The 14,107-nt window shown below is 68.0% G+C and carries 13 protein-coding genes; 3 read left to right on the top strand and 10 right to left on the bottom strand.

The features are described from left to right. Position 1 precedes the first annotated feature (1 nt). From AVTE2539_RS14645 to surE, 10 genes are all read right to left on the bottom strand, one after another. Entirely contained in the window at positions 2-928 is a 927-nt protein-coding gene (locus tag AVTE2539_RS14645) for a helix-turn-helix domain-containing protein (protein ID WP_284411583.1), read from the bottom strand. Next, on the bottom strand, positions 921-1,754 hold the full coding sequence (gene pilW, locus AVTE2539_RS14640) for a type IV pilus biogenesis/stability protein PilW (RefSeq protein WP_442867365.1): 834 nt from the start codon (positions 1,752-1,754) through the stop codon (positions 921-923). Before pilW ends, AVTE2539_RS14645 begins: the two co-directional genes overlap by 8 nt. 152 nt (positions 1,755-1,906) lie before the next feature. Continuing rightward, a complete protein-coding gene (rlmN, locus tag AVTE2539_RS14635; protein WP_272568220.1) occupies positions 1,907-3,028 on the bottom strand; it encodes a dual-specificity RNA methyltransferase RlmN in 1,122 nt (373 codons plus the stop codon). An 87-nt stretch (positions 3,029-3,115) separates the two neighbouring features. Beyond that, on the bottom strand, positions 3,116-3,541 hold the full coding sequence (gene ndk / locus AVTE2539_RS14630; protein ID WP_272551858.1) for a nucleoside-diphosphate kinase: 426 nt from the start codon (positions 3,539-3,541) through the stop codon (positions 3,116-3,118). Between the two features lie 101 nt (positions 3,542-3,642). After that, complete coding sequence (locus AVTE2539_RS14625; RefSeq protein ID WP_284411581.1) at positions 3,643-5,097, bottom strand: pseudouridine synthase; 1,455 nt, start codon at positions 5,095-5,097, stop codon at positions 3,643-3,645. Beyond that, entirely contained in the window at positions 5,094-5,861 is a 768-nt protein-coding gene (gene scpB, locus AVTE2539_RS14620) for an SMC-Scp complex subunit ScpB (RefSeq protein WP_284411579.1), read from the bottom strand. Before scpB ends, AVTE2539_RS14625 begins: the two co-directional genes overlap by 4 nt. A gap of 150 nt (positions 5,862-6,011) precedes the next feature. Beyond that, a complete protein-coding gene (locus AVTE2539_RS14615) occupies positions 6,012-7,028 on the bottom strand; it encodes an RluA family pseudouridine synthase (protein ID WP_284411577.1) in 1,017 nt (338 codons plus the stop codon). Further along, positions 7,025-7,915, bottom strand: coding sequence for a peptidoglycan DD-metalloendopeptidase family protein (locus tag AVTE2539_RS14610; protein ID WP_272568212.1), 891 nt, complete (start codon positions 7,913-7,915; stop codon positions 7,025-7,027). The genes AVTE2539_RS14615 and AVTE2539_RS14610 overlap by 4 nt, the downstream gene beginning before the upstream one ends. 11 nt (positions 7,916-7,926) lie before the next feature. Next, on the bottom strand, positions 7,927-8,697 hold the full coding sequence (locus AVTE2539_RS14605) for a protein-L-isoaspartate(D-aspartate) O-methyltransferase (protein WP_284411575.1): 771 nt from the start codon (positions 8,695-8,697) through the stop codon (positions 7,927-7,929). Next, positions 8,694-9,488 carry a 5'/3'-nucleotidase SurE gene (gene surE / locus AVTE2539_RS14600; protein WP_272568208.1) on the bottom strand — a complete coding sequence of 265 codons (795 nt, stop codon included), beginning with the start codon at positions 9,486-9,488 and terminating at the stop codon, positions 8,694-8,696. The genes AVTE2539_RS14605 and surE overlap by 4 nt, the downstream gene beginning before the upstream one ends. Before the next feature lie 162 nt (positions 9,489-9,650). On the opposite strand from surE, the gene AVTE2539_RS14595 reads away from it, so the two are divergent. The 3 genes from AVTE2539_RS14595 to AVTE2539_RS14585 all read left to right on the top strand — a co-directional run bounded on the left by AVTE2539_RS14595 (position 9,651) and on the right by AVTE2539_RS14585 (position 14,003). Beyond that, positions 9,651-10,625 carry an NADPH:quinone oxidoreductase family protein gene (locus AVTE2539_RS14595; RefSeq protein ID WP_272568207.1) on the top strand — a complete coding sequence of 325 codons (975 nt, stop codon included), beginning with the start codon at positions 9,651-9,653 and terminating at the stop codon, positions 10,623-10,625. 154 nt (positions 10,626-10,779) lie between these two features. Continuing rightward, positions 10,780-12,309 carry a GGDEF domain-containing protein gene (locus tag AVTE2539_RS14590; RefSeq protein ID WP_272568206.1) on the top strand — a complete coding sequence of 510 codons (1,530 nt, stop codon included), beginning with the start codon at positions 10,780-10,782 and terminating at the stop codon, positions 12,307-12,309. A gap of 71 nt (positions 12,310-12,380) precedes the next feature. Beyond that, positions 12,381-14,003, top strand: coding sequence for an alkaline phosphatase D family protein (locus AVTE2539_RS14585; RefSeq protein ID WP_284411573.1), 1,623 nt, complete (start codon positions 12,381-12,383; stop codon positions 14,001-14,003). Positions 14,004-14,107: the final 104 nt, after the last annotated feature.

Raw genomic sequence — 14,107 nt, 5'->3', positions numbered from 1 at the left:
TTCACGGTTTCACCTCAAATCGGGCAACGTTTTCGCGCGAAACGGTTTTGAGCTCCAAAGGCTTGCCGTGGACCACCACTTCGGTGACGTCGGCCTTGCCGATGACCACGGACCATGGCGGGGTTCCCGGAACCGTCACGCTCTCGCCGGCCGCCAAGACACGCTGAAGGACGGTAGCTCCCGCCGCACTGCGCACCTGAACCCACGATTCTCCGCGCGTGCGAATGACCAGTGCGGCATCCGGACTACCTGCCGGTGCGGATGCCGGGGCCTCAGGCGCGGCCACTGCAGCCATCGCCGCGGGCGATACACCCGATGGGCTTGCCATGGAAGATGGCGCAGAAGCCGACGGGGTCGGAGCCGAAAATGCAGTCACTGGCTGGGCAGGACTGGCAGCATCGGCCCCTCTGGTGCCTTCGGCTTCCGGGACAGTGCCTGTCGCCGCCACCGGCTCATTGCCGGCCACGCCATCGGGCCGATGGGGCCACAGCAGAACGGCAGCAGCGCCCACCAGCAACACGATCACCGCAAAGATGGCGGTGCGGGAACCCGATCCGCTGGAGGACGATGCCAACTGGCCGCTGCCAGGCTTGAACGATGCATTGATGCCTCGGTGCGCCGACAGCGCAGGTGGCTGATTGCGCGGCAGCAGCGCCAGCACGGGCGCAGGATCCACCTTGAGCGTTCGGCACATGCTGGAGGCCAGGGCACGCACAAAAACCACGTCCGGAAAAACCTCGAAGTAACCCGCTTCCAAGGCTTCCAGCTTGTGCACCGGCACCTTGAGGGCCACGGCCAGTGCCGCAATGTGCACGCCAGCGGATTCGCGGGCTTGCCGCAGCATCAGCCCTGCGGCCACGCTGTCCTGGGTTGGCGAGACTTCACTGTCCACAGGCTGTCCATCGTGCCCCACCACCGGCTCATTCATTGAACGCCCCTCGGTCATATGCCATCAATTCTTTGGAGTCAGGAAAACGCTTGCGCAGTTGTTCGGCGAGCTGCCGCATCGCCACCGAATCACTCAACGCCCGCTCGATCTTGATGCCCAGCCAAAGCGATTCCGCATTGGCGAACTCGCTGTTGTTCAGGCGGCGAATGTAGAACTGCGCACGCTTGATCTCGCCTCGGCGAAACATGAGCGACGACAGGTTGTATCCCACCACAGGGTTGCCCGCATCCAGTTCATACGCCTTGAGCAATGTCTGCTCGGCCTCTGCGATCTGCCCGGCACGCTCCTGGCAAAGGCCTTGGGCCATGAGCGTCTTGCTGCGGGCGGTATAGGTCCGGCTGGCCAGGGCCCGCTCGAAATACTGCTGGCTTTCCGCGTACTTCTGCTGCTGGCACAGAAGCCAGCCATAGTTGTGCAGCAGGTTGGGCTCGGACGGGTGAAAGCCGAGTGCACGGCGAAAGCTCTCCTCCGCCAGCGGCAGATCCCCCAGGCGCAGATAAATCAGCCCGCGCAGGTTGTAGGCATCACCGTACGACGGGTCTGTGGTCAGCGATTGGCGTACTTCGTCCAGCGCCACCGTGGTCTGGCCCATCTCGAGGTAATTGGCGGCCAGCTCCAACCGGAGCCTGGCGCGGCGGCGGGTTTCCGTCTCTTCCGACGGCGTGACGTACTCCGCACTGCCAGACGAGGCATTCGAGCCGCCAGAGGCCGCGCACCCACCCAGGCCTGCCAACCCGACCGCAGCAAGGCACAAGGCCATCGCCCATCGGGCATGCCGCTCAACAACCGCGACCGATCTCGTCATGTAGATCCTTCCTGCTCAAAGGCAATGCGTGCCATGCGCCAGCTTCCGGAAAAGGTGATTTGAAAATCCCAATGGCGGCATCGCTTCACCCCTTCGTCCGTCACGGCGTTTTCCGAGATGGCGGGCCCAAGGGGGTCAGCCGCACCGGAAAATCACGTCACAGGCTTGAGCACGATGGTGCGCTGCTTGGCCATGCGCTCGGCGGCCCGGGTTCGGTCTTTCACATCTCCCGCCAACTGGCCGCACGCGGCGTCGATATCGTCGCCACGCGTTTTGCGCACGGTCGTAACGATACCCGCATCACTCAACAACTTTGCGAAAACCGCAACTTGCTGCGGGGTCGATCGGTGCAGGCCGGAAGCAGGAAAGGGGTTGAATGGAATCAGGTTGAACTTGCAGCGAACACCCTGCCCATGGCGGGGTCGCACCAGATCGATGAGTTGCCGGGCATGTTCTGCCTGGTCGTTCACGCCATCGAGCATGCAATATTCGAAGGTGATGAAATCGCGCGGCGCATGCGCCAGATAGCGCTGGCAGGCATCCAGAAGCTCCTGCAACGGGTATTTGCGATTGAGCGGCACCAGGTTGTCACGCAGCGGATCGTTGGGCGCGTGCAGCGAAACAGCCAGCGCCACAGGGCAGTCCTGGGAAAGCCGATCCATCATGGGAACGACACCCGAGGTCGACACCGTCACGCGGCGCCGGGACAGGCCATAGCCGTGATCGTCCAGCATGGCACGCAACGCGGGCACGAGGGCGGTGTAATTCTGCAGCGGCTCACCCATGCCCATCATCACGACGTTGGAGATGACGCGCTCTTCGCTGCCCAGCCTTCGGCGCAGTGCATGCTCCGCGAACCACAACTGGGCGATGATTTCGCCCGTCGTCAGGTTGCGGCTGAAACCTTGGTGTCCGGTGGAGCAGAAACGGCATCCCACGGCGCATCCGGCCTGGGAAGAAATACACAGGGTGCCCCGGTCATCCTCTGGGATGAACACGGTTTCGACCGCATTGCCGTCACCCACGTCGAACAGCCACTTGACCGTGCCGTCCGTCGAAACATGTTCGCTCACGACCGGCAATGCCTGCACATGAGCGCAGGACTTCAGTTTTTCCCGCAGCGACTTCGCCAGATCGCTCATCTGGTCGAAATCGTGCGCGCCCCGCTGGTGAATCCAGCGGAACAATTGGGTCGCCCGAAAACGCTTCTCCCCCAGCTGCTCGCAAAACGCAGCCAGACCGTCGAGGTCGAAGTCAAGGAGATTGGTGGTCATCGGAGCGAAGGCTGTTCACGTCGATCACCGCCCCCTGCACTGGGCGCGCGGCCTGGGCAGCGCTCCGGCGCAAGGGTGGATCGCATATCAGCGCGAGTAGATGTTGAGGCCAGGGAAGAAGAAAGCCACTTCTGCCTGAGCGGTTTCCAAGGCGTCGGAACCGTGCACGGCGTTGGCATCGATGCTGTCTGCGAAGTCAGCGCGGATCGTGCCGGCTTCTGCCTTCTTGGGGTCGGTGGCGCCCATGAGTTCACGGTTCTTCAGGATGGCGTTCTCGCCTTCCAGGGCCTGGATCATCACCGGGCCGGAGATCATGAAGTCCACCAAGTCCTTGAAGAAAGGACGCTCCTTGTGCACGCCGTAGAACTGTTCGGCTTCCAGGCGCGACAGGTGGGCCATGCGTGCTGCGACCACCTTCAGGCCAGCGGCTTCGAAGCGGGCGTAAATTTGGCCGATGACGTTCTTGGCCACTGCGTCGGGCTTGATGATGGAGAGGGTGCGTTCGATAGCCATGTTGATTTTCCTCGAGAGTGGTTGATCTATTTGAATTTTTCGCCCTGCGGACAAAGCCCTCGATTCTAACTGGGCGGATTAATTCCCCAAGGCGCGAAGGTTCAGCGACCGCCGCGGCGCGGCGGGCCGTTGCGTTTCTGGTCCTGCCGGTAGCGCGACAAGCTGTCCGTGCCGATGTAGCCCACCGACGTCTTCATCGGATCCGGCTGGCTGCCCGTGCCGCCACCGCCGCCCTGGCGCCCACCGGGTGCGCCGTCCTTGCCGCGCCCTGCGCCCGGTCCATAGCCCGGCTTGCGCGCAGAAGATGGCGCGGCAGCATCGCGCGGCGTGCCATTGTTGCGACCGCGGGGCCCGCCACGGCGCAAGCCGCTTTTGCGGTCCGCAGGTCCGGCAGGTGCCTCGACCGTCTCTCTGGGGGCCTTGTTGCCACCACCCACGGCCTGCATGAGCGCGCGGATATCGCGCTCGTCCAGTTCCAGCCACGCGCCGCGCTTGAGTCCGCGGGGCAGCATCATCGCGCCGTAGCGGATGCGGATGAGCCGGCTGACCGCATGGCCCACGGCCTCCAGCATGCGCCGGACTTCACGGTTGCGGCCTTCGGAGATGGTTACGCGATACCAGCAGTTGGAGCCTTCGCCGCCGCCATCCTCGATGGAGCCGAACGAAGCCATGCCGTCGTCGAGCTGCACGCCGTCGAGCAACCGCTGCTTCTCTTCGTTGCTGAGTGCGCCCAGCACCCGCACGGCATATTCACGCTCCAGGCCAAAGCGGGGGTGCATCAACTGGTTGGCCAGCTCGCCCGAACTGGTGAACAGCAGCAAGCCCTCGGTGTTCAGGTCCAGCCGCCCCACGGACTGCCACTTTCCATGGGCGAGCCGCGGCAGCTTGCGAAACACGGTGGGCCGGTTCTGGGGATCGTCGTGCGTCACCACTTCGCCCGCTGGCTTGTGGTACGCGATGACCCGGGCGGGAGGGGGATCGATGCGGTAGCGAATGGGCCGGCCATTCACTTTCACCTGATCGCCGAACTGCACGCGCTGACCGATGTGCGCCGGCTCGTTGTTGACCGAAATCCGGCCTTCCAGGATCAATTGCTCCATTTCCAGGCGCGAGCCCAGCCCTGCCTGGGCCAGCACCTTGTGCAGCTTGGGCGTTTCCACCTGCGGCAGCAGGACGCGGCGCGCAGGCACAGCATCGGCGGCCGTTTCGTCCTCGTCTAGGCGGCCGGACACCACGTCGGCGAACTGATAGCCCGGCGTGGTACGCGCCCCCGCGGCAGGGCGAGGCCCCGAAGAACGTTCCGATCTGGGTGAAGCGGGCTCAGTCCGCACCGGCGCAGGGGCAGCCTCCACCGCCGTCCCGTCCGGTGCAGCGACAGCCTCGGCATCCTGCGCGGACTCGGCAGAAGCCTCCACCGGCTGGCCTGCTGCCGCGTCGGACTCCTTCGGCGCCTTCTTGCGGGGCGACTTGCGGGTCGCAGGCTTCTTCACGCTGGCGTCTGCCTCGGCGGGCAACGCGGGCTGGTCGTCGGCAGGTTCTGAAATGGGATCGTTCATGGGAGACTCTCTGGTGTGCCGTTATCGGCGTCTTTTGGCTTCTCGTGCGAGGGGGCCAGCACGTCTTCTTCGTCGGATGGGCGCGGCGTGTCTTCCGTGGACGGGCCGGTGACCGGCTCCGTTTCAGAGCCCTGCGGCACCGAAGGCACCGCCTCTGCCACAGGGGGGTTATCCCCCGGCGCCGGGTCGGCAGGCTCGTCGAGCGGCAAGGTGCCGCCAGAACCCAGCGCTTCGAGCACGCTGGCCTGCACGGCCGGATTTTCCATCACGGGCAACTGGTCGAGCGACTGCAGCCCGAGGTCGTCCAGAAACTGCCGCGTGGTGGCGAACAGGGCGGGCCGGCCCACGGTTTCTCGGTGCCCGATGACCTCCACCCAGCCCCGGTCTTCCAGCTGCTTGATGATCAGGCTGTTCACGGTCACACCGCGGATGTCCTCGATATCGCCCCGCGTCACCGGCTGCCGGTAGGCAATGATGGCCAGCGTTTCCAGGGTGGCCCGGGTGTAGCGGGGCGGCTTTTCCGGATGCAGCCGATCCAGGTACTCGCGCATTTCGGGGCGGCTCTGGAAACGCCAGCCCGTAGCGACCTGCACGAGCTCCACGCCCCGCAATGCCCAGTCCTGCTGGAGTTCCAGCAGGATGGTTTTCAGGGTATCGGTTCCGAGAGCGTCGTTGAAGAGCGTGCGCAACTCGCGCAGGGTCGCCGGTTGCGGAGCGCAGATCAGCGCGGTTTCAAGGACCCGTTTGGCGTCCACCGTATTCATGGTTCAGCAATTGCGGGGAAAGAGACGCCACGTGTCGAAAAGGGCGCCATGCCTGTCAAAGGGTTCGTTCAGCGGGACCGCACGCAAAGACCTTGGTGCTGTTCCCAGCCCTGCAGTGTGTCCATGCGGGCGAGTCGGCTGGTACAGCCGCTAGGCGCGATTGTAGCGCAGGCCCCAAAAATTCAAGGCGTTTTCCATGTCTGGCGGCAGAGGCGCATGGAACTCCATCGGCTCACCCGTCACGGGATGGACGAAGGCCAGCCGGTACGCGTGCAGCGCCTGCCGGGAGAGCCCCCCCGCCGCTTCCCCGCCGTACAAGGCATCGCCCACCAGGGGATGGCGAAGCGAGGCCATGTGCACCCGGATCTGGTGCGTTCGCCCGGTGTGCAGCGTGCAGCGCACGAAGCAGACCGGATCGACGCTGTCGAGCAAGGCGATGTCCGTGCGCGCGGGCTTGCCCGACTGCGTGGCCAGGTCCACCACGGCCATGCGCAGGCGGTTGCGCGGATCGCGGCCGATGCTTCCCTCGACCACGCGCTGCTCCGGACCGCTCCAGGGACGGTGGCCGATGGCGAGATACTGCCGACTCACTTCGCGGGCGGCGATCATGCGCACCAGCGCATCCATGACGCCTCGCTCGCGCGCCACGACCATCAACCCGCTCGTGTCCTTGTCGAGCCGGTGGACGATGCCCGCCCGGGGCACCAGCAGCGCCTTGGAATCGCGGGCCAGCAGGCCGTTGAGCAAGGTCCCGCTCCAGTTGCCGGGCGCGGGGTGAACGACGAGCCCCGCAGGCTTGTGGATGACCAGCAGGTGCGCATCCTCGAACACCACGTCGATGGGCATGGACTCCGGCCGAAAGGCCTGGCTCTGCTGGGTGGGCCGCAGTTCCACCGCGACCACATCGCCCGCCTTGACGCGGGCCGCAGGCTTGGCAGCGGCCTGCCCGTTGAGCAGAACGCCCCCCTGGGCCAGCAATTGCTGCAGATAGCTGCGCGAAAACTCGGGCACCTGATCAGCCAGCGCCCGGTCCAGGCGCTCGCCGTGCTGCGCCTCGCCGATGGCGAACTGGCGAATCTCCTGCGAGGCTTCGCCGCCCTCCTCCAGGTCTTCGGTGCCGGCCTCCCCCTCGGGGAGCAGGCCGGGGCCGGACGGCAGCGTGCTCAACGCGCCGGCAGGTAGCGGGACGGATCGACCGGCTTGCCCTGGCGGCGGATCTCGAAGTGCAGCTTCACCCGGTCGGTGTCGGAGCTGCCCATTTCGGCGATCTTCTGGCCGCGGCGCACCGTCTGGTCTTCCTTCACCAGCAGGGTCTGGTTGTGGGCGTAGGCCGTCAGGTAGGTGTTGTTGTGCTTGAGGATCACGAGGTTGCCGTAGCCACGCAGGCCGGCGCCGGCATAGACGACCCGTCCATCCGCGGAGGCGAGCACGGGGTCGCCCGCCTTGCCGCCGATGTCATAACCCTTGTTGCGGGCCTCGTCGAAACCCGCCACCAGCGAACCCGACGATGGCCAGATGAACGCCATGTCATCCTCGCCGCCGGTCGCCGCAGGCGCGGGGCTGGGCGCAGGAGCGGGGGCAGCGGCCACGGCGGGGGCCGATGCGCCGGGCTTGGCACCGCTGGCGGGGGTGGCCGGGGCGATCGCGGACGAGGTGACCGGGCGGGTGACCACGCCGGTATCGCTGGCCACCGAAGGCGCTGGCGTGGCCGAAGGCGCAGCCACGCGGAGCACCTGGCCGACCTCGATGAGGTTGGCGTTGTCCAGGTTGTTCCAGCGGGCGATGTCCTTCCAGCTTTGGCCGTTCTCCAGGCCGATGCGAATCAGGGTATCTCCTGGCTTGACTGTGTAGTAGCCGGGTTTGCCGGCATTTTCAGCACCGGGCAGGGGCTTGGCCGCAGGAGCGACCACCATGCCGGGCTGGGAGGCGGATGTGGAAGCGGACGTGCCACGATCTTCCACCGGTGCCCTGTTGACGCGGGTACCGCAACCCGTCAGCACCAAGGCTGCGAGCGCTACCGAACCCCAACCAACAAGACCACGCGTAACCAACATAAGCAATCCCTTCAGGCAATCCCCGATTTTAGGGGGACAAAATGAACGGCCTCCAAAACGTTCTGTTTCAATCCGTGCGCCGTTTTGTCGATGACCAGCAACACCTGGTGGCCGCCGGCGCCCACCATGGGCGCCACGAGGCGGCCACCCACGGCCAGTTGGTCGATCCACGCCTGAGGGAGGGTCTCGCCGCCTGCCGCGGCGATGATGGCCGCATACGGCGCGCCTTTCGCATAGCCCACCGTGCCGTCGCCGAAGATGAGGTGCACGTTCGCGAGGCGCCAGGGACGCAGGTTGTCGCGCGCCTTCTCGTGCAACGCGCGCAAACGTTCGATGGTGTACACCTCGCGGGCCACACGCCCGAGCACTGCGGCCTGGTAGCCGCAGCCGGTGCCGATCTCCAGCACGCGACCCAGCCCGGCGGCGCGCGCGCCCTCCGCGCCCAGCAGCAGCTCCGTCATGCGGGCGACGATGCTCGGCTTGGAGATGGTCTGGCCCAGCCCGATCGGCAAGCTGGTGTCTTCGTAGGCCTGGTTGACGAGGGCCGTGTCCACGAAGCGGTGCCGCTCCACCGAACCCATGGCGTGCAGCACAGCCGGCGATGCTATGCCCGAGGCCGCCAGGCGCTGCACCATGCGCGCCCGCACGGCGGCCGAATCGAGCCCCACGCCCTGGGGCATGGGCGGGGCATCGCGGCGCGGCGCGGGCTGCGATGGCGGCCGGAGCGCAGCGCCCGACGGGGGGTCGATGCGGGCCGGAAAGCCGGGGCGGCGCTGGGTCATCGGGCGGGGGCCGGCGCGGGAGCGGCGGGCGCGTCCGGCACCAGGCGCGCCGCGGTCTGCGTCCAGTAGCCCAGGCCTTCGTGGTCGGTCAGGTCCACCTTCAAAGGGGTGATGGCCACATGGCCCTGGGCCGTGGCGTGGAAGTCCGTGCCCTCGGCGTCGTCCTTGGCCGCGCCCGCGCCCCCGATCCAGTACATGACCTCCCCGCGCGGGCTTTGCTGCTCGATGACGCGCTCGGCCGCGTGGCGGCGGCCCAGGCGGCACAGCCGCAGGGGCCGCAGTGCATCGAACGGCATGTTGGGAATGTTCACGTTGAGGAGCCAGGGCGCCTCGCCCACCAGGTTCTGTGCCTGCATCTGTTCGACGATCTCGCGCGCCTTGCGGGCGGCGGATTCGATCTCGCCCCAGCCCTTGTCCACCTGCGAGAACGCGATGGCCGGAATGCCGAAGAGGTAGCCCTCCATCGCCGCGCCCACGGTGCCGGAGTAGATGGTGTCGTCGCCCATGTTGGCGCCGTTGTTGATGCCCGAGACGACCAGATCGGGCCGGTAGCCGAGCAGGCCGGTGAGCGCGATGTGCACGCAGTCCGCCGGGGTGCCGTTCACGTACCGGAAGCCGTTGGCCGCCTGGTGCACGTACAGGGGCGAATGCAGCGTGAGCGCGTTGGACTTGGCGCTGTTGTTGTGTTCGGGCGCCACCACCTCGACGTCCGCGATGGTCTTGAGCGCATCGTGCAGGGCCACGATGCCGGGTGCCTGGTAGCCGTCGTCGTTGGAAATGAGGATCTTCATGGGTGGCAGGAAGCAGGGTGCGAGCGATTGTAGGCCGCGTCCGACACGGCACGGCGGGCCTGCTCCCGACTGCCCGCCCCTGCCGCCGGCCGCCGTCGCTCCAGGGACTCGCCATGCCGCCCCCCGCGCCTATCATGCGGCCACACCGACAGGAGACCTCCCATGCATGCTTGGCTTTGCACCAACCCGACGGGCGTCGACGCCCTGGCCTGGACCGAACTGCCCACGCCCACGCCGAAGGCGGGCGAGGTGCTGATCGCGATCAAGGCCGCCAGCCTGAACTTTCCCGACCTGCTCATCGTGCAGAACAAGTACCAGATGAAGCCCCCCCTGCCCTTCGTGCCGGGGTCGGAATACGCTGGCGTGGTGGAGGCCGTGGGCGAAGGTGTCACCCACCTGCGCCCCGGGCAGAGCGTGGCCTGCCTCACCGGCACGGGCGGCTTCGGCACCCACGCGGTGGCGCCCGCGGCGCTGTGCATGCCGCTGCCCGAGGGCTTTTCGCACGTGGATGCGGCGGCGTTCATCATGATCTACGCCACATCGCACCATGCGCTGGTGGACCGGGGGCAGCTCAAGGCCGGCGAGACGGTGCTGGTGCTGGGCGCGGCCGGCGGCGTGGGCACAGCGGCCATCCAGATCGCCAAGAAGATGGGCGCCCGCGTGATCGCGGCGGCCTCCACCGAGGAAAAATGCAAGCTGTGCCTGTCCGTGGGCGCCGACGCCGTCATCAACTACACCGAGGAAAACCTGCGCGAGGCGATCAAGTCGCTGACCGACGGCAAGGGCCCGGATGTGATCTACGACCCTGTGGGCGGCGACTTCACCGAGCCCGCCTTCCGCTCGATCGCCTGGCGCGGGCGCTATCTGGTGGTGGGCTTCGCCTCCGGCCCCATCCCGGCGCTGCCGCTGAATCTGGCGCTGCTCAAGGGCGCCTCGATCGTGGGCGTGTTCTGGGGCGAGTTCTCCAAGCGCGAGCGGCAGGCGAACGCCGCCATGATGGCCGAGCTGGCCGCCTGGTACGGCGAGGGCGCCATCAAGCCCGTGATCGACCGCACCATGCCGATGGCGCAACTGCCCGCGGCCTATGCCCACATGGGATCGCGCGGGGTGATGGGCAAGCTGGTCATGGTGAACTGACGCGAGCGCCGGCCCGCACCCGCCGGGCCCTTCACCCCGTTCACCCAGGCCGGTGGTGCGCGGGGCCGGCGTTGCACGGATGTCCTGCGGGCGCCTGTTCAAGCGGTGCGCCGTCTGTCACACTCGCGCATCTTTGCCTTTCCGTGCACGCCAGATGGCCGACCGCCCCCCTTCAGAAATCGCGCGAGAAACCCTCAAGCAGCTGGCCGCGCGCCGTTTGGCGCCCACGCCCGACAACTACCAGGCGCTCTACGACGAGATCGCCGGCAACCCCAGCCCCACCGCCTTTCCGGAAGGCCCCCTGCGCCACATCCTGCGCGTGCTGCCCGGGCAGACCCCGGCGCAAAAGCGCCTGCTGGGCCTGTTCGAATCCGCCATCGACAACACCGACTGGGCCCAGTTGCAGAGCGTGCTGGTGGGCTACGCCAACCTCGGCCTGGCCAGCGTGGCCGCACCGGCCGCCGCGGCGGCGGAACCCTCGGCCGCCACGCACCTGCCCGAGGAACTGACCGAGCAGCTCGCCCGCCTGATCGACAACACCCTGCCCGCGCTGGGCGAGGACGATGCCCGCGTGCACGAACTGGCCGCGCAGCTGACCAACTTCCTGCGCCAGCCCTCGCCCCCGGTCTCGACCTTCGGCCTGATGCTGAACAACTTCAGCTACCGGCTCTCGTTCGCCACCGAAGACCAGGCCGCCATCCGCGCCAGCCTGCTCGAACTGCTGCACATGCTGTTCGAGAACATCGCCGTGCTGAGCCAGGACGACCGCTGGCTGCAGGGCCAGGTCGAGGCGCTGATGGCCGCCTCCACGCCGCCGCTCACGCTGCGCCGGCTGGACGAGGTGCAGCGGCGCCTGAAGGACGTGATCTTCAAGCAGACGGAGGCCAAGGAGCGCACCGTGCAGGCGCAGGAACAGATGAAGGAGCTGCTGGCCACCTTCATCGAGCGGCTGGTGCAGATCACCGCCTCCAGCAGCACCTACCACGACAAGATGGAGCACTGCGCCGAGCGCATCGGCCAGGCCAACAGCCTGCAGGAGATCACCCCGCTGCTCGAAGAGGTGATGAGCGCCACGCGCGCCATGGCCCTGGACAGCCGGGTGGCGCGCGACGAGCTGCAGGACCTGCGCGCGCGCTCCGATGCGCGCCATGCCGAGATCGCCAAGCTGCAGGAAGAGCTGGACCGCGCCAGCGCCCAGGCCCGGCACGACCCGCTCACCGGCTCGCTCAACCGCAAGGGCCTGGACGAGGTGATGGAGCGCGAGATCGCCCGCGCCACGCGCAACGGCTCGCCCCTGTGCGTGGCCCTGCTGGACGTGGACAACTTCAAGCTCATCAACGACCGCCTGGGCCACACGGCCGGCGACGAGGCGCTGGTGCACTTGGCCGGCGTCACGCGCGAGGTGATGCGCCCGCAGGACATGCTGGCGCGCTACGGCGGCGAGGAATTCGTGTTGGTGCTGCCCGACACCGACCTGGACCAGGGCGTGGAAGCCATGAAGCGGCTGCAGCGCGAGCTGACCACGCGCTACTTCCTGAAGGACCGCGAGAAGGTGCTCATCACCTTCAGCGCTGGCGTGGCGCAGATGGCCGAGCAGGAAGGCAGCACGGAAGCCATCCGCCGGGCCGACCAGGGCATGTACCTGGCCAAGCGCGCAGGCAAGAACCGGGTGATGGCTGCCTGAGCCCCTCCCGGGGCGGCTGTTTCCGCGCGCCCGGCCTGACGGCTTCCCGCTCGCGCACTGCAACCCTTCCCATGACGCAAACACCCCTGCTCTCGCGCCGGGCACTGCTGCAACGGGCCGCCTGGGCCGCGGGCGTGGCCGCCTGGCCCCGCTGGGCGGGGGCAGGCACCGGCGCGCTGCGGCACGACCCGTTCACGCTGGGCGTGGCCAGCGGCGACCCCTCGCCCGATGGCATGGTGCTGTGGACGCGCCTCGTGCCCGCCGAACCCGGCGCGTGGAACCGCCCGATCGCCGTGCGGTGGGAGGTGGCGCACGACGACGCGTTTCGCCGCATCGTGCAGCGCGGCACGGCCACCGCCTTGCCGGAACTCGCGCACAGCGTGCATGTCGAGCTGCAGGGGCTGGCCCCGGGGCGCTGGTACCACTACCGCTTTCTGCAGGGCGACGCCGTCAGCGCCACCGGCCGCACGCGCACCGCGCCGGCCGCCGGGGATTTGGCGCCGGGCCTGCGCATCGCCTTCGCGTCGTGCCAGCGGTGGGAGCACGGCCACTACGCGGCCTGGGCCGACGTGTGCCGCCAGTCGCCCGACCTGGTGCTGTTTCTGGGCGACTACATCTACGAATACGCCAGCCCCAAGGACCCGGCCGGGCTGGCGCGCGTGCACGGCCTGCGCCTGGCGCACACGCTGGCCGACTACCGCGACCGCTACGCGCTGCACAAGAGCGATCCATCGCTGCAGGCGGCCCACGCGCTGTGCCCCTGGGCCACGACCTGGGACGACCACGAGGTGCAGAACGACTACGCCGGCACCCACGGCCGCGGCGACGCCGCCGACTTCCTGGCGATGCGCACGGCGGCATGGCAGGCCTTCTACGAACACACGCCGCTGCGCGCCGCGAGCCTGGCGGCCAGCGGGTTCGGCGCGCTGCAGGTGTACCGCGCGCTGCCCTGGGGGCGGCTGGCGACCGTCCACCTGCTGGATGCGCGCCAGTTCCGCGACCGCCAGGCCTGCCGCGCGGAAGGCAGCAGCGGCGCGGGCGCCGTGCGGCCCGGCGACTGCGCCGAGCTGCAGGCGCCCGGGCGCAGCTTCCTGGGCGCGGCGCAGGAGCGCTGGCTGGATGCCGGCCTGGCCGCCGATGCACGCGGCGGCGGCGTGGGAAGCGCCATCGGCGACGGCACCCAGTGGAGCGTGATCGCGCAGCAGACGCTGTTCTCGCCGCGCCACTACCCCTCGGGCGTGCAATCGACCGACAGCTGGGACGGCTACCCGGCCGCACGCCAGCGGCTGCTGCAATCGGTGGCCCGGCATGCGCTGCGCAACACGGTGCTGCTGGGGGGCGACATCCACCAGAACTACGTCTGCAACGTGATGGCGCCGACCGACGGGGCCGCGCCGGCCGAGTCCCCCTTGGCTCCCACGGCCCGCGTGCTGGCCAGCGAGTTCTGCGGCACTTCGATCAGCTCACGCTCGGGCACCACGCAGGACAAGGTGGACGCCATCGCCCGCCACAACCCGCACGTGCTGCTGGCGCGCTGCGATCTGCGCGGCTGGGGGCTGGCCGAGGTCACGCCCCGGCGCTGGACCACCACGCTGCGTACCGTGGACGACCCGCTGCGGGCCGACAGCGGCGCCTCCACCCTGGCCCGCTTCGTGGTGGAAGACGGTCGCCCCGGGCCCGTGCGCGACCTCTGATTTGCTACGAAATAAATAGCAAAATGCCTTAGTATTTATTGCGCTGGAGGCCAAAAAGACCAAAGACTCCCAACCCAGGGGCCGCCCACGCGCGCCGGTTCGGT

The sequence above is a fragment of the Acidovorax sp. SUPP2539 genome, assembly GCF_030158975.1.
In the GTDB taxonomy this organism is placed as follows: domain Bacteria; phylum Pseudomonadota; class Gammaproteobacteria; order Burkholderiales; family Burkholderiaceae_C; genus Paracidovorax.
The sequence above is the reverse complement of the archived record's forward strand: the minus strand, read 5'-3'. Positions and strand labels throughout refer to the sequence as shown.

Excerpts from the sequence above, each read along its gene's own strand:
- AVTE2539_RS14590 (WP_272568206.1), top strand. The coding sequence starts at position 10,780 with ATGGCCGACCGCCCCCCTTCAGAAATCGCGCGAGAAACCCTCAAGCAG.
- AVTE2539_RS14610 (WP_272568212.1), bottom strand. The coding sequence starts at position 7,915 with ATGTTGGTTACGCGTGGTCTTGTTGGTTGGGGTTCGGTAGCGCTCGCA.
- pilW (WP_442867365.1), bottom strand. The coding sequence starts at position 1,754 with ATGACGAGATCGGTCGCGGTTGTTGAGCGGCATGCCCGATGGGCGATG.
- AVTE2539_RS14595 (WP_272568207.1), top strand. The coding sequence starts at position 9,651 with ATGCATGCTTGGCTTTGCACCAACCCGACGGGCGTCGACGCCCTGGCC.
- surE (WP_272568208.1), bottom strand. The coding sequence starts at position 9,488 with ATGAAGATCCTCATTTCCAACGACGACGGCTACCAGGCACCCGGCATC.
- scpB (WP_284411579.1), bottom strand. The coding sequence starts at position 5,861 with ATGAATACGGTGGACGCCAAACGGGTCCTTGAAACCGCGCTGATCTGC.
- AVTE2539_RS14585 (WP_284411573.1), top strand. The coding sequence starts at position 12,381 with ATGACGCAAACACCCCTGCTCTCGCGCCGGGCACTGCTGCAACGGGCC.
- ndk (WP_272551858.1), bottom strand. The coding sequence starts at position 3,541 with ATGGCTATCGAACGCACCCTCTCCATCATCAAGCCCGACGCAGTGGCC.
- AVTE2539_RS14625 (WP_284411581.1), bottom strand. The coding sequence starts at position 5,097 with ATGAACGATCCCATTTCAGAACCTGCCGACGACCAGCCCGCGTTGCCC.
- AVTE2539_RS14605 (WP_284411575.1), bottom strand. The coding sequence starts at position 8,697 with ATGACCCAGCGCCGCCCCGGCTTTCCGGCCCGCATCGACCCCCCGTCG.
- AVTE2539_RS14645 (WP_284411583.1), bottom strand. The coding sequence starts at position 928 with ATGAATGAGCCGGTGGTGGGGCACGATGGACAGCCTGTGGACAGTGAA.
- rlmN (WP_272568220.1), bottom strand. The coding sequence starts at position 3,028 with ATGACCACCAATCTCCTTGACTTCGACCTCGACGGTCTGGCTGCGTTT.